The sequence below is a fragment of the Nitrososphaera sp. genome, from assembly GCA_039938515.1.
GTDB lineage: Archaea > Thermoproteota > Nitrososphaeria > Nitrososphaerales > Nitrososphaeraceae > Nitrososphaera.
Genome location: JBDUUL010000021.1, coordinates 39,880 through 53,079, shown reverse-complemented (window position 1 = coordinate 53,079; position 13,200 = coordinate 39,880). Strand labels below are relative to the sequence as shown.

Annotated in this window: 14 protein-coding genes, 1 tRNA gene and 1 other RNA gene; 7 read left to right on the top strand and 9 right to left on the bottom strand. The window is 52.1% G+C overall.

The window, feature by feature from the left end; translation table 11 throughout:
• The 3 genes from ABI361_12405 to ABI361_12395 all read right to left on the bottom strand — a co-directional run.
• Positions 1–397, bottom strand: a 397-nt coding sequence (locus ABI361_12405) for a hypothetical protein (protein ID MEO9321461.1), incomplete at its 3' end; no start/stop codon positions are given.
• A 95-nt stretch (positions 398–492) separates the two neighbouring features.
• Positions 493–957 (bottom strand): hypothetical protein, encoded by a 465-nt coding sequence (locus ABI361_12400; GenBank protein ID MEO9321460.1) that lies wholly within the window; start codon positions 955–957, stop codon positions 493–495.
• Between the two features lie 87 nt (positions 958–1,044).
• A complete protein-coding gene (locus ABI361_12395; protein ID MEO9321459.1) occupies positions 1,045–2,676 on the bottom strand; it encodes an FAD-dependent thymidylate synthase in 1,632 nt (543 codons plus the stop codon).
• A 123-nt stretch (positions 2,677–2,799) separates the two neighbouring features.
• On the opposite strand from ABI361_12395, the gene ABI361_12390 reads away from it, so the two are divergent.
• Entirely contained in the window at positions 2,800–3,621 is an 822-nt protein-coding gene (locus ABI361_12390) for a CdvA-like protein (protein MEO9321458.1), read from the top strand.
• A 60-nt stretch (positions 3,622–3,681) separates the two neighbouring features.
• Here the strand turns inward: ABI361_12390 and ABI361_12385 are convergent, their stop codons facing one another.
• A complete protein-coding gene (locus tag ABI361_12385; GenBank protein MEO9321457.1) occupies positions 3,682–3,942 on the bottom strand; it encodes a winged helix-turn-helix domain-containing protein in 261 nt (86 codons plus the stop codon).
• A gap of 238 nt (positions 3,943–4,180) precedes the next feature.
• On the opposite strand from ABI361_12385, the gene ABI361_12380 reads away from it, so the two are divergent.
• Positions 4,181–4,336: a hypothetical protein gene (locus ABI361_12380; protein MEO9321456.1), complete on the top strand. Its 156-nt coding sequence runs from the start codon at positions 4,181–4,183 to the stop codon at positions 4,334–4,336.
• A gap of 604 nt (positions 4,337–4,940) precedes the next feature.
• Positions 4,941–5,303 carry a response regulator gene (locus tag ABI361_12375; protein MEO9321455.1) on the top strand — a complete coding sequence of 121 codons (363 nt, stop codon included), beginning with the start codon at positions 4,941–4,943 and terminating at the stop codon, positions 5,301–5,303.
• 218 nt (positions 5,304–5,521) lie between these two features.
• On the opposite strand, the gene ABI361_12370 is transcribed toward ABI361_12375, so the two are convergent.
• From ABI361_12370 to ABI361_12360, 3 genes are all read right to left on the bottom strand, one after another.
• Positions 5,522–5,596, bottom strand: a tRNA-Val gene (locus ABI361_12370).
• A gap of 43 nt (positions 5,597–5,639) precedes the next feature.
• A complete protein-coding gene (locus ABI361_12365) occupies positions 5,640–6,890 on the bottom strand; it encodes an adenosylhomocysteinase (protein MEO9321454.1) in 1,251 nt (416 codons plus the stop codon).
• A 42-nt stretch (positions 6,891–6,932) separates the two neighbouring features.
• Positions 6,933–7,577 carry a phosphoribosyltransferase family protein gene (locus ABI361_12360; protein ID MEO9321453.1) on the bottom strand — a complete coding sequence of 215 codons (645 nt, stop codon included), beginning with the start codon at positions 7,575–7,577 and terminating at the stop codon, positions 6,933–6,935.
• Positions 7,578–7,664: 87 nt separating this feature from the next.
• Here ABI361_12360 and ABI361_12355 point away from each other — a divergent pair, with 87 nt between their 5' ends.
• Positions 7,665–8,177, top strand: a complete 513-nt coding sequence (locus ABI361_12355; GenBank protein MEO9321452.1) for a TIGR00725 family protein — start codon at positions 7,665–7,667, stop codon at positions 8,175–8,177.
• Between the two features lie 276 nt (positions 8,178–8,453).
• Here ABI361_12355 and ABI361_12350 read toward each other — a convergent pair whose 3' ends face one another.
• Positions 8,454–9,605 (bottom strand): 3-hydroxyacyl-CoA dehydrogenase family protein, encoded by a 1,152-nt coding sequence (locus ABI361_12350; GenBank protein ID MEO9321451.1) that lies wholly within the window; start codon positions 9,603–9,605, stop codon positions 8,454–8,456.
• A 114-nt stretch (positions 9,606–9,719) separates the two neighbouring features.
• Between ABI361_12350 and ABI361_12345 the strand changes: the two genes are divergently transcribed.
• Positions 9,720–10,388 carry a hypothetical protein gene (locus ABI361_12345; GenBank protein MEO9321450.1) on the top strand — a complete coding sequence of 223 codons (669 nt, stop codon included), beginning with the start codon at positions 9,720–9,722 and terminating at the stop codon, positions 10,386–10,388.
• Here the strand turns inward: ABI361_12345 and ABI361_12340 are convergent.
• On the bottom strand, positions 10,383–11,693 hold the full coding sequence (locus ABI361_12340; GenBank protein ID MEO9321449.1) for a DEAD/DEAH box helicase: 1,311 nt from the start codon (positions 11,691–11,693) through the stop codon (positions 10,383–10,385). The two genes, ABI361_12345 and ABI361_12340, sit on opposite strands and share 6 nt — an antisense overlap.
• Before the next feature lie 134 nt (positions 11,694–11,827).
• Here ABI361_12340 and ABI361_12335 point away from each other — a divergent pair, with 134 nt between their 5' ends.
• Positions 11,828–12,334, top strand: a complete 507-nt coding sequence (locus ABI361_12335) for a DUF367 family protein (protein ID MEO9321448.1) — start codon at positions 11,828–11,830, stop codon at positions 12,332–12,334.
• 42 nt (positions 12,335–12,376) lie between these two features.
• Positions 12,377–12,663, top strand: an RNA gene (rnpB, locus tag ABI361_12330) — RNase P RNA component.
• Positions 12,664–13,200: the final 537 nt, after the last annotated feature.

Here is a 13,200-nt window from a genome sequence, read left to right as displayed (position 1 = left end):
CAACCGGGCCCCACACCTTTATTCCCTGGAACGTGCCTGCCGACTGGCGCTTGTCCTTGAACTTGACGTCAATCGGGCCGTCCACCTTGGAATAGCCAGAGCCGGAGCCGGTGAGTGAGACGGTCGTTGCACCGCCACCCATAGTTGGCGCAGGGGGAGCACTCGGGCCAGGCATCGATGGCTGAGGGCCAGAAACCGATGGCGCAGCGGGCCTTGCGCCGGCCGCCGGCCTTGCCGCTGCAGCCTTGGCAGCCTCTGCCGCTCTGTTCTTTTGCCGCTTGACGAAGCAAAGCTGGTTGTGAACGTCTTTCATGCTTTCAAGGGTATTTGGATTAGTGTGAACTAGAAGTGTGCCACAGTCTTCGCAGATAAACTCGTTTACTGCTGCTGAAGCCAACGCTGAATATCTGTTAATTCACATTTATTAATTGTAGGGTCGAATCCTAAGGGGCGTTTAACTGGCCTGAGCGAAAAACAAGAAAAAAGGGGGCCTTATGGCCTCGTGAATTGTGCTTGCTGCTGTGCGAAGAACGACGTCCACGCCTTTGTTACGTTGGCGTTGAAATCCGTAACTGCGTCGATTGTCCTGTTGTAGATTTTCAGGTTCTCCCTTGCGGCGTCCAGCGCGTTTATTGTCAGCTGGTTGTTGATTCCGACCGACCTGATTGCATTGTTGGTGACCTCGTTTGACTGTCTTGAAAAGAGGTCTGCATACGGGACTGTCTGCGGGAGGTTCATGGAGCCAGCAACCTGCTTCTGGACAGAGAATGCAGTCTGTATCATGTTCTTTGTCGTCTGGATGTAATCAAGCTGGAGATTGGAGATTGATTGTGAATACTGTGGCTGCGCCTTGGCGATTTCGTCAACTGTTCGTATGAGGTTGTCCCTCATTGTGTCGTAAACGTCTCGGTTCTCGGTGGTCTTTACCGATTCGTCCTTTATTGGCTTGTCTACCATTTTACTTACCGTATAATGGTAGTCAATGGTAGTATAAAAACATTGGTAGCAAATGGTGTTTATTACCATTTGACACCGAGGTATGCCCTATCCCCGGCGTCTTTTCCTCTCTAGCGATTTTTCAGACGCCATGCGCTCGAGCTGCTGGCCTTCAAGATTGACGAACCTGATTCCCTCCGCAAGGTGAGGATGGACCCGTTTTATCTCGAGGAACATTTGCTGGCAGGCCTGCCTGTAGTCGGGGTGGCCTTGGGGAGTCGTACGAAGCTCTATTATGTGGCAGGCTTCACGCAGGTTCAGCCTGATAAAGAAATTGTACCTGTAGGCAAAGTTCACGACATATTGCGCTTGCTCCGGCATGGTGCCTGCCATCTCTTCGTAGACGCCTCTTGAAGTGTCCATGCACTCGGAAAACTCTTTTGCAAGGCCCGCGTCCTCAACCTCTGCAGGCATTTCAAATCCGTGTCTAGTGGAGAGAAGCTGCCTTTCCAGCGTCAGTATCCTGTGCCTATGCAGGTCACGGAACATGCCGAAATTAGAACAGAACTCGAAAGTATAGTAGGTCATTTCAAATGCCCTGCCCGGCCGGTGGCGGCGGCTGACCCTGTGCGCGGTGTAGGCCCGGATTATCTCCACAATCCTGTCTGGCGGGAGCCTGCTGACCGTCTCGGACAGGCTTGATAGCGAGCTTCCCGCGAACTCGAAAAGTGCGGCGGCTGCGACGCTCGCATACGCCTTTTCGGCCGGATCGTAATCTAGCAGTCGCGGGGATGGCAGGACCGGCTCCGAATCCACAGTGCGATACTTTGCCGCCAGGCTCTGCATATCACCTGACGTGAGCGACATGTACCCCTGAAGAGATTTGCCGTGGCGGTCGTTGGCCCTCCGTACAAAGGCTGGTATGACCCGGGCGAGCTCTTCGTTAAGGGAGCTTGCCAGAGTCTTCATCTCCTCAAGCGGTGAGCCGTAAAGCATTGAAAGCAGGTACTCGAAAGCCCTGCCATTTCCCGAGATGCCCACATTCGTAAGCGTGGACGCAGGAAGCAGCCCCCGGAGGTCGTCAAGTGCCCGGGCGCGGATTGTGGAGGCATAAACCCTCTGCGCAGCCTTGACATCTTGGTCTAGCACAAGCTTGTCAAATGCCACTTCGGCCTGGGTGCGAGAGTCAAGGAATGTGAGACCCTCGATGGGAAACCGATCTGTGAGAAACCGCTGCATCGGCTCAATAGCCCTACTGTAGGTTTCAAATGAAAGATCACAAGCGCTCAGATAAGAGTCGGCAAACCTCGATTCCATGATTGCCTTTTCCCGATGGTACTTGAACTGTCCGCGAACCTTTTTGTCAAAAGCTACATACCGTGAGGATTTTTCAAGGTAGGATAGCCCGATTCGCCTGTCCTCGATCTTCTTTGCCGCGACGTTAGAGATCCCCTCAATTGCGACCTGGGCCTCGCCCAGCTCGGCCACCGAGTCGTCGCCGTACTCCATCAAAACCTTGCGGTAAAACTCCTCGCCCCTGTCAGGGTTTTGAGCAAACTCGTCAAGAAACACTCTCCTCATGTTCTTGTCCGAGCGCGAGTACCTCGACATCAGGGCTCCCCTGTCGACCTGCCTTGGCGTTATTATGGCAAACACGGGCCTGTCGCTATTTGAAAAGTGTCCGGTGAGAACCGACTTTTCTTCGTCGGTAAAATATTCCGAGCCCGAGTCGGCGGACAAACACGCCGGTTACGGTTGGTGTACTAATAAATGCAGCCCGCGCGGGTCAGAGAACTAGTGTGCACAAAGTTATGCAACATTTTTGACACCGTTGTCATTATAGCCTCCTACCAATCCAAATTCATGAGCGAAGAAAAGCTCGGATTTGTAGGCAAGCAGGTCAAGGACATCTATGGTACTTACATCGGACGCGTCGTCGGACTAATCACGGAGATCGATGGCGAGATAGAAACCGCCAGCGTCGACTGTGGCTCTGGTGGTCTGAAGCAACTACCATACGAGCAACTGGTTATCCAAGGCGACTACGTGTTCTTTATTCCAAGGTGGAGGCTTGAGGCGCAGAAGCTGTTGCGCCAAAAGTCGCTGACTTTAAAGAGAATAAAGGCTCTGCAGGAAATCGTCTCAGAGAACGACTCCATGAAGGAAGACGCAGAGCTGGTTTACCTGAAATACGACCGGAAACTGCACGAGCTTGAAGAGCAACAAAAGTCCATCGATGCCAAGCTCGATGCGCGAATCGGCGAGCTTGACTCCGAGAGCAAGAACGTCAAGGGCGTGCTCTTTGATGCAAAGCTTCAGTTTAGAAGCAACGAGATGAGAGAAGAAACCTATCAGCAAATCAAGATACAGACAGACGAGCTGCTAGAGCACATCACAAACGAAAAGACGGAAATTTCCAACGTCAGGGCAAAGCTGGCCGCTCAAACAATCGAGAACATATCCGGGTCATCCGCGGAATCGACCCCTACTGCTGATGTGACTGCGCAGCCCGCAAATACTGCCGAGTCACAAGCTCCAGTTGCAGCGGCTGTGACTGCCGAGGGCCACACCGAAAGCATCCCAATAGTAACCGCGGTTACGACGCCCGAGGCCGAAGCACCTGCAGCCGAGCAGACAACAACTACCGAGTCAAGCTGGCTTAACCAGGTCATCCAAAAGCAATAGGTCGGCTTCTTTCACCGACTCTACTTTTTCCTTTTTACGTAAAAAATATGCGATGCGAGATCAGCGGCTCTTGACCGTAGTCTGGAGCAGTTCGCCTATCTCGTTATGCATCTTTTGGAACGTCAGGCCTTTTTCGGTTGTCTTGTAAGTCTGTGTTCCTTCGACATACTCGAGCAGGTCGTTTTCGATTAGAACCGAGAGATACTCCCTGAGCTGCGCATAACTGAGGAAGGCCCTGTACATTATCTTCGTCTTGGTCGCCCCGCCATTAGCCGCATCTAGGATCATCGCTACGATTTCTGTTCTGCTTCTGTATTTCAAACTGTTCTTGCATTGATTTTTCCCGATTTAAAGTATATTGGCACAATTAGCTATAGGATATTTCTGAATACAAGTGACGTTCCAAAGCGGCTGAGATGGCAATGGCGGACACCCTGATGCCATCACCGATCTTATCTAGGACGCGCGGTCGCACCAGCCAGAGCTCCATTGATACTGGAACAAGATACTCTAGATAGCTCAGTTGCAAAAAACAACCAGCCCCGTTTCAACAAGTTCTATGGAGGTATCAGTCGATCCGCAGGGTCCTGCCCTGCGCAACATGCTGATTGCGTCCGCTGCCGCTCAGAACGCTTCAAAAGGATCAAGGGTGACGGGATTGTGTGGCAGTGGCAGGACAATGAGTGATGGCAGGCATCACTCACGCAGGCAATGAGTGCAAACGATATTATACTTTTTCTGCAAAAAACCGGACGGCCAATGACAGACCACACCGAAGATAACAAGGTATTACCGTGCGGCTGCAGAATCGAGTGGTTTAACAACCAGGTAGCAGTTTGCTCCTGCCAGAGCCATAGCGAAGAGAATGGATTTCATAACTGAAGATACCTCGCCGGGTATCGAGAACAGGTCATTTCCGCGCTCATCTTCCTGTCATCCAAGTACCCTGCGTTAGTCAGGCAAGTTAGTCTGGCAGTTCCCAGAATAAAATTCGCGTTATAGTTTAACTCGGGCAGTATGGGTTTTGTCAGTACTTGAATGGCTTGCGGATTTTTCATTCCGACAGACTGGACTTTAATGGCCATGAAATTGCTGTAAACCTCTGTAAAGAGGCGGCTATGGATTGAGGCTAAAATATAGTGGTGCAGGCTCCCTATTTTGCCACCGGGACGGCCAATCTCTGATTGCGGCCGACAGACCTCGTCCAAACACGCCCTGGAAATGATGCAGAATGCGATACTAACATGGATTTTCCGTGTAATGCACAAAGGAGTAAATACGACCCCTATGTAACAATCTTAGCTGAGAATGGTCTATTAGTGAAAGTCCTAATAGTAGACGACGAATCAGACATCACCCTGATTTTAACGCGCGGCCTTGAAATCAGCGGCTACTCGGTAACCGCGTTTAACCGGCCTGCTGACGCACTAAAGCACGGCGCAAATGCGTTTGACATCGCGATACTGGACATCCGAATGCCTGAAATGAATGGCTTTCAGCTAGCCCGCAAATTATGGCAACAGAACACAAACTTGCGCGTATGCTTTTTGTCGGCTTTTGAAATTTATGAAGCGGAAGCGAGAAGGACACTGCCAAGCCTCAAGAGTTACTGCTTTTTGAAAAAGCCTATTACTCCAGCCGCGCTGGCAGCTCACATCCAGATGCACTTTGCGAGTCAATGAAATGGTAAAGCGGCAGTTCTCTGGCCGCAGGTGCAAAGTGCTGAAACTATGTCACTGAATCAGGTAACTTGCTGGACAAACACGATAATGAAGGCCTAGTTGAAAATTGTGATAGGTACAACCAGGAACTTGGACGCGGCATTGACCCTGGCCTGACGGAACGGAGCCGCGGAATGTTTACGACGAAGTGCAAAAGGCTTTTCGTACATAGAAAACAGTGGATGGGGAGTGATTTGAACACTCGACCACCTGTGTGTGAGACAGGTATCCTAACCAGGCTAGACTACCCATCCAACCGTTTCAAGTTCTATGAATGCGACTTTAATTTATGTCCAACTACGTGCCTTCGCCGAAACCCTCGAGGTAGCTCCGTTGCTCGCTCGAAAGCCTGTCTATATTGACTCCCATCGAGCCAAGTTTTGCCGCCGCTATTTCCTGGTCCTGCATCCTGTCGATCTGGTATACCATTGGCTTCATGCTGTCGCCTTCTCTGGCGAGCTTTAGGACAGAAAGGAACTGGTTTGCAAAGCTCATGTCCATCACCTCCGACGGATGGCCCTCTGCTGCAGCAAGATTGACGAGCCTGCCTTCGCCCAGAAGATAGAGCCTGTTGCCGTTAGAAATCGTGTATTGCATCGTGTGCTCGTTCACCTTCCTGGAATCGCTCATGTTCTTTTCAAGTGCAGGTATCGAAATCTCGACATTAAAGTGGCCCGCGTTCGCAAGGATGGCCCCGTCCTTCATTTTCATAATGTGTTCATGTACAATGACGTCCTTGCAGCCGGTGGCGGTGATAAAGATGTCGCCCTGAGCAGCCGCCTCGCCCATCGGCCTGACATCGTACCCGTCCATCTTTGCCCGAAGTGCACAGATTGGGTCGATTTCGGTGACAGTTACATTTGCCCCAAGGCCTGCCGCTCGTCGCGCGATACCCCTTCCAACGTGGCCGTATCCAGAAACCACGACGTTTTTGCCTGCAAGCAGGACGTTTGTAGCCCTGATAATGCCATCAAGTGCAGACTGGCCGGTTCCGTACACATTGTCAAAGTCGTGCTTGGTCTCGGCGTCATTTACCGCAATGACAGGAAACATCAGTTTGCCAGCCTTGTAGAGCGCCCGAAGCCGGATTACCCCGGTAGTGGTCTCTTCGGTGCCGCCTTTCATAGAGCGGGGCCTGTCCTTGTGCATTTCGACTGTCATGTCGGCGCCATCGTCTATGCTGACATGGGGATCTGACTTTATCGATGAGCGGATGTCGTCATAATATTCCTTCGAGTTAACGCCCCGGCTTGCAAACACTGCCACTCCCTCATGCTTGGCAAGCGATGCCGCGACGTCGTCCTGCGTGCTCAAGGGATTGCACCCGCACCAGGAAAGATCCGCGCCGGCAGCCTTCAGAGTCCTCACCAAAACCCCTGTTTCCTTTGTCACATGCAGGCAGCCGGCGACCCTGACGCCCTTCAACGGCTTTGAAGACTCGTATTTGTTTCCCAGGGCAACCATTACAGGCATGTGCGCCTCTGCCCAGTCGATGCGAGATTTTCCCGCGTTTGCAAGCCCGATATCCTTCACGCGATAATCAGTCATGAAATGCCCTCTCCCCTTTGAGTGATATATTGCTTTAATCTGCTAGACCAACTTTCGAGACTTGGCTATCTGAATAACCTGCTCGTCTGTGATCTGGTCAAACTCGTCATAGAACTGGCCGACAGAAGAAAAATCCCTGGGCGTCGCCGCGACTATGACAGAATCGGCTTCAAGCGCGAGCATTTCCACGGTGGCCTTGGGGGCAACGGGGACAGCAACGGTGAGGCTCTTTGGAGACTGTTTTGCTATCCAGCGTGCCGCTGCAGTCATTGTCGAGCCGGTTGCCGCACCGTCATCGACCAGCACAACGTCTCGTCCGCTAATATCATAACCAAGCTCCTTCCTTCTGTAAAGGGCCATTCTTCTGGATATCTCGGCGGCCTGTTTGGCCTTTTCTGACTCGATGTACTCGGCCGATATCTTTAGTGCGTCCACGACATAGTCGTTAACATACGAGGTTCCGTCAGCCATTACCGCGCCGATTGCAAGCTCCTCGCTGCCCGGGGCGGATAGCTTTCGGGGAATTACAATATCAAACGCCGCTCCGAGCCGGCCTGCGACAATGTCTGCAAGGATAATCCCTCCACGCGGGATCCCTATCACGACTGTATTCTGGGAATCGAGGCCCGCCTTTTGCAGCCTGTCCGCCAGAACGTCTCCTGCCTCGCCCCGGTCGCGGAACCTCACGTGTGAAGTGCTTGAAACATGCCTTTTTTAAGTCTTTGAGAAATACCTAAAGAGCGCCGACATTTCCATAGCATCGTAGTAAGCCAGATGCGAAGAATTCAGATTGCGGTGATTGGATACAATAAAGACCGCTGCAGCGAAGTTGCCTGGAAAATGGCATACGAAGTCGGCAAAGAGGTCGCTTCCGCAGGGGCGGTTCTTGTATGCGGCGGATTGGGAGGAGTAATGGAGGCGGCGTGCAAGGGCGCAAAGGAGGCCGGCGGCACAACCGTTGGGATAATACCACAGGAAGAATTCTCACATGCAAACCCCTACTGTGATGTCGTAATCTGTACAGGTATAGGCTATGCCCGGGACTTTATAGTGGCTTCATCCGGCGATGGAATTATTGCCGTGGGAGGGGGCATAGGAACGCTCATTGAAATGGGTGTGGGATACATGACGAAAAAGACCGTAGTCGCGTTATCCGGCAGCGGCGGGGTCGCGGACATCTACGGCGGAAAATACCTCGACGAGAGGAACAGGGTGCTAATACAGGTGGCAAATGATGCTCGAGGCGCAGTGGGGCGGATTATGGAAAGTGCGAAGAACAAATTATAACAGAATGCCGAACTGACGACATCAAAGTCGCATGGCGCCTTGAAACAAGCCTTTTGAGCCAGTTCCTCTTCGCCAATCATGAGACGGCAGCAATGGGGGCGATGGTCTCTTTCTTCCTTCGGCCGCCCAATGCCACCGAACTCAACCGGCACCTCCGGGGACGCTCTGAGTCATTACCCAAAGCGCAGATTCTGGGTGTCGGGCGATTCTTTCTGTTTCGCCAGTCGGCAGATCTCTATACGTCTTTCAAGCATTTAAGGATTTCCGGCATGCATCTCAAGCAGCCCTCGGATAGTTTGCGAGGTATCTGTCGGGGGCATAGAACTGGCCATACTTTGCACTGAGGGATTCGAGCCTCTCCACAATCCGTTTGATGCCAAATTTTTCGGCAGTTGCAAACAGCTCTGTTTTAAGCCCCATCCCCAGTTTTAGCGCCTTTTCCAGGTCTGCCTTGTCGCATACCTCGTTGGAAATTAGCCATGCGGCGTTATTCGCGGCTACGGCTACGAGGGTTAGAGGGTCGTACTTGGCTGCAAGTTCTTCTGTCAGGTTAATCCGCTCATACTGGTCTCCCTTGTAGTCGTAAAAGCCCTTGCCCGTTTTCTGGCCGTAATTCTTCTCGTCATAAAGTTTCTTGATGAGCGGGTGCGGGTTAATTACCTTAGAGTCCCTGGAATGCATCTCGGTTGTGGCCTTGTAAATGACGTCAAGACCGGTGTAGTCGGCCAGCTCCAGAATCCCCATCGGAAATGCCATCTTGAACTTTACGGCCGAGTCCAGCTCCTGCTTTGTGACTCCGTCCCTGTCCATGCAGTAAACTCCTTCGTGGACAAGCGGGATGAAAATCCGGTTGACGATAAAACCCGCGACGTCCTTCTTGCACAGAACCGACTGCTTGCCGACGCTCTTTACAAACTGCATGGCGGCATTTATTACCACTTCCCCTGTCGACCTTCCCGGTATCACCTCCACAAGCGGCATGAGCTGAGGCGGATTGAAAAAGTGAACACCGATGAATCTCTCGGGCCTTAGGGTAAGCGCGGCCATCTCGGTAATCGGAAGTGTGCTGGTGTTTGATGCGAAAAGTGTCTTTTCCTCCGCAACGCTCTCGACCTCTGCGTACACTTTCTTCTTCAGGCTCATATCCTCGGGCACTGCCTCAACTAGCAAGTCAGCGTCCTTGAGCGCGGTCCGGAGATCGACGGTGGGCTTTATCCTGGAAAGTATTTTCTCAGAGTCAGCAGCGCTGAGTCTTTGCTTTTCGACCATTTTGCCGAGGGACCACTTTATTTTCTCCATTGCCTTTTCTAGGAACGACATTTCGATATCCCGAAGTGAAACGTCGTAGCCTGCCATCGCGGACACCTGCGCTATGCCGTGTCCCATAATGCCTGACCCGAGGACTGCCACCTTTCTAATAGAAGACATTCGTATTACGGGCGAACGGTGAGGCTAGGTGAACTTTTAATGTTTCTGCCGCAGCGAGGCGATGGCAGACTCCTATATCTTTAAACCACACGCGGATTAAAGGTTCAAGAGCCATTGGACTTAGAGCAGTTTATCGCCGATGTCACCGCACTTTCCGAACGAATGGCATCGGGCGAGTCGGCCGAAATGACCGAGAGGATGCTGTTTGTGCGAAACAGGCTGATCTCGCTTTACCAAAGGAATCTTGTCAAGATAAACCACTCTGCGATGGAGCTTGTTTGCGCCAAGCATCTTGTGCGATATGGCTACGAGGTCGACGTCGAAAAGCAGCTCAGCGACATCCTTGTGTGCGACGTTTTTGCAACCAAAGGAGACGGAAACACCATCGTCGAAATAGAGACCGGATTTATCCCGCCGGAGCACGCACTTGACCCGCTCTCTTACTATTTTGCAAGAATTGCAAGCAAGGTCGCAAGGTACAGCGCCTATGCGAACCAGTTTGTACTTGCAACGCCTCCCGTGAGCATCCTGCCGATCCCTCCTCTCTTTCGGAGGCCGCCAAGGGACAGAAAGGCAGAGGAGGTGGCGGAGGTAAAGGCGCTCTGTGACAGGTATTACAAGTCTCCACCTGTCTCGGAGCAGGACATTCTAAACGCAAGGCTCCAGCTCGTTTACATCATTAACATTGATGAAGGCAAGGTAGTCGAGATGGACATCGACACCTACCTCGAGAGCACGAGCTCCATGCTGAGCTCGGTGTACCGCGGTCAGGCCGGCTCATGAGAACTTGGTTAGCGTTTTCTGCCCCCGGACAGGCCTAGGCTTAGCCGCGGGCTTGTCAGCCTTCACTCCTGCAGAGGGTGCCGTGAGGTCTCGCTTCTCTATCGCCGCAGACATCACCTTGAGCACGTTGGTGTCTTTAGAGCCGGCCACGTATATGACATAGACCAGCGCGTGGTTCTTGCCTTCAGATATCCTGACGACACGTCCGATTCGCTGCGCCACCTGGTTCATGTTCGATGTGCTTGCAATAATTATCGCGATTCCAGCCTGCGGAACGTCATAGCCGATTTCAAGCGTGTGCACAGAGAGCAGGGGGAAATAGTCCTCCCCCCAGCTTGCGAGTATTTCATGCCGCTCCCTCGGCTTGATGCCGTTGTGTATGCTCCGCGCCCGGATTCCCTCCTGCTCAAGTATTGTCCTCAAGAGCTCGATGGAGTCAATTGTTTCGCTAAATATCATAATCCGCTCGCCGGGGTGGCTCTTTACAACCTCGACCGCCTTGCGGAGCTTCAATTCAGTCGAGCTGAGCAGGTTCTTCCTTTCACGGACGCTTGCAAACCAGGCCTTGGCAAGCGTAGCCCGCGGGCCGCCCCTCCCGAGGATGCGAGTCATCCGAATAGGATCATAAGCCTGAAGTTTGCGCGAGATTTCCTTGATATTGGCTGTAAGCTGGTCGTACTTTTCCTGCTCTTCAGGGTTAAACCTGACCTCGATTGGCTTTAGAACCGGCTTGGCTAGCCTGCCGTCATCGACAGCGTCCTTGATGTGGTATTTCTTCACCGGGGGAAGCACCGTAAGGATTGTCTGATACTTTGGGTCTCTCTCGTCTATAGTCGCAGTTAGTCCCAGTATTGCCTTCCTTGGGTCCTCGACGAGAACGTCAAAGATCTTGTCAAACTCGGATGCCGTTTCGCTTATCAAATGAACCTCGTCAAGCACGACCATGTGCGCGTCGGAAATCAGTTCCCTGTTGTTTATCGCACTCTGATAGGTGCTGATAGTTATTTCAGATGCGTTCTTTTTTTCGCCATAATATACACCGAGGCAGTCGTCTGCGATGCCGTAATTCCGCAGCCGCCTTAGGTTCTGCTCAATCAGGACTATCCGCGGGACTAGGAAAAGTACGCGGAACTGGCGCGAGGTTCCTTCCAAAAGCCTCTCCTCCGGGGGCGACAGCGCCTGGGCAGCTCTTCGTGCACACTCGAATGCGATCTCTGTCTTGCCTGTCCCAGTGCTAAAAATCACCGACCCTCTGCACCCGTTCTGGACCCATGCGTCCACTGCTTCGATCTGATCCTTTTTCAAATCAAATGGAAACCGTAGGCCAAGGATCGCCGGCATTTCAGTTGCTTCCGTCATGATTCAAGAACGGATAAAAACCTTGACCGGCGACCTGTTCGTCATTGCATTAAATATTGATTTGGACTTATACAATTTTGTTGAAGGCCCAGGTCCTGATGCTCCGCCAAGACGACCCTGCAAAGTGCACGGCGGCAAAACTCGCCAAGTTTGGCCTAGCTGAGCAGGTACGGCGCTGCTCAAGGTCCAGCATAGTGCTCGACCCTTTCTCCGATATCACACTTTCACGCGAAGACAATAGCGCCGCAGACTCGGTTTGTGCCATAGACTGTTCTTGGGAGAGAATAGGCGAAACCAAGCGGCTTTTCAGACTTGCATCGCAGGGACTGGGAAGGCGGCTTCCCGCCCTGCTGGCTGCAAACCCTGTAAATTATGCAAAGCTGAACAAACTGTCGAGCGCGGAGGCACTAGCCGGCGCGGTTTACATCCTTGGCGACAGGGACCAGGCCGCAGCTATTATGAACAAGTTCAAGTGGGGACATACGTTCCTTGAATTAAACGCCGAGCCTCTTGCCGAATACTCGCAGGCTTCAAGGTCAGAAATTGAATCGCTCGAACTCCAGTATTTCCCAAAACCCTCTGGCTAAAGGAACAACGATAATAACGAGATTGCCTGTATGCCTACCTGCGCGAGCCAGCGGGCGGGTGACTCAAACGAGAGGAAACTCCTCCCTCATAGCAGGCGCCCGAACTAGCGATAGTTAGCCGGAGACGGCTGGCAACGTAACAGAAAAGAGATCCGGTTAGGCCTTCTGGTTACAATGATGGCGACAAGCCTGAGATTTCCTGACACGGGAATGAAACTGACGTCCCGGGCGGAGCAAGGCCAAACAGAGCCAGAGGGACCTGCACCTGCTCAGGTAGGCTGCTCAGCGGAATCCCGCCTAAAACAGAAGGAGGGTTACTGCTGGCACGCGCCCGTTTTTAGGGTGGGTTTCAGTGGTTTACTTTTGCTAGTTGGTGCATTTTTGCTACAATTTTCGACAAGGGCATTGCGAATTTCGCTTTTAGGTGTTCGAACTTGGTAGTTTTGTGCTGTTTTTCGTCGTTGTCGTGGTTCGGCGTAAGTCGAATGTTGTAAAAGTATGTTGGCATTATTGGCAAAAAGCCTTGGCTTGTTATCGTCGCTTTGCTGTTTTGGCATAAGCAACACCAATTTTGTGCCAGTCGCATTTAGTAATTGTTGCAGGTCAAATTGACCTGAAATAAAAAAAGGTAGGTTCGGCTTACGCCGACTTTAGCAAGGCTGTAGCAGTGTTAACAAACACGTGCGACCTAAGCCGACTTAAGCAAACAGGTCGCCGTGTTATGGTCGACTGCAAAGTTAACCACGGTGGGCAACCGTGGGTTTACTGCCTACCCTACCTGCCGTGACAAAATGACAAAACGCTTGCCAAGCACGAATATGCGTATTTTGACAACACCATTTTGTCAAAATGCGAATTTACGCACG

Excerpts from the sequence above, each read along its gene's own strand:
- ABI361_12400 (MEO9321460.1), bottom strand. The coding sequence starts at position 957 with ATGGTAGACAAGCCAATAAAGGACGAATCGGTAAAGACCACCGAGAAC.
- ABI361_12390 (MEO9321458.1), top strand. The coding sequence starts at position 2,800 with ATGAGCGAAGAAAAGCTCGGATTTGTAGGCAAGCAGGTCAAGGACATC.
- ABI361_12380 (MEO9321456.1), top strand. The coding sequence starts at position 4,181 with ATGGAGGTATCAGTCGATCCGCAGGGTCCTGCCCTGCGCAACATGCTG.
- ABI361_12365 (MEO9321454.1), bottom strand. The coding sequence starts at position 6,890 with ATGACTGATTATCGCGTGAAGGATATCGGGCTTGCAAACGCGGGAAAA.
- ABI361_12355 (MEO9321452.1), top strand. The coding sequence starts at position 7,665 with ATGCGAAGAATTCAGATTGCGGTGATTGGATACAATAAAGACCGCTGC.
- ABI361_12350 (MEO9321451.1), bottom strand. The coding sequence starts at position 9,605 with ATGTCTTCTATTAGAAAGGTGGCAGTCCTCGGGTCAGGCATTATGGGA.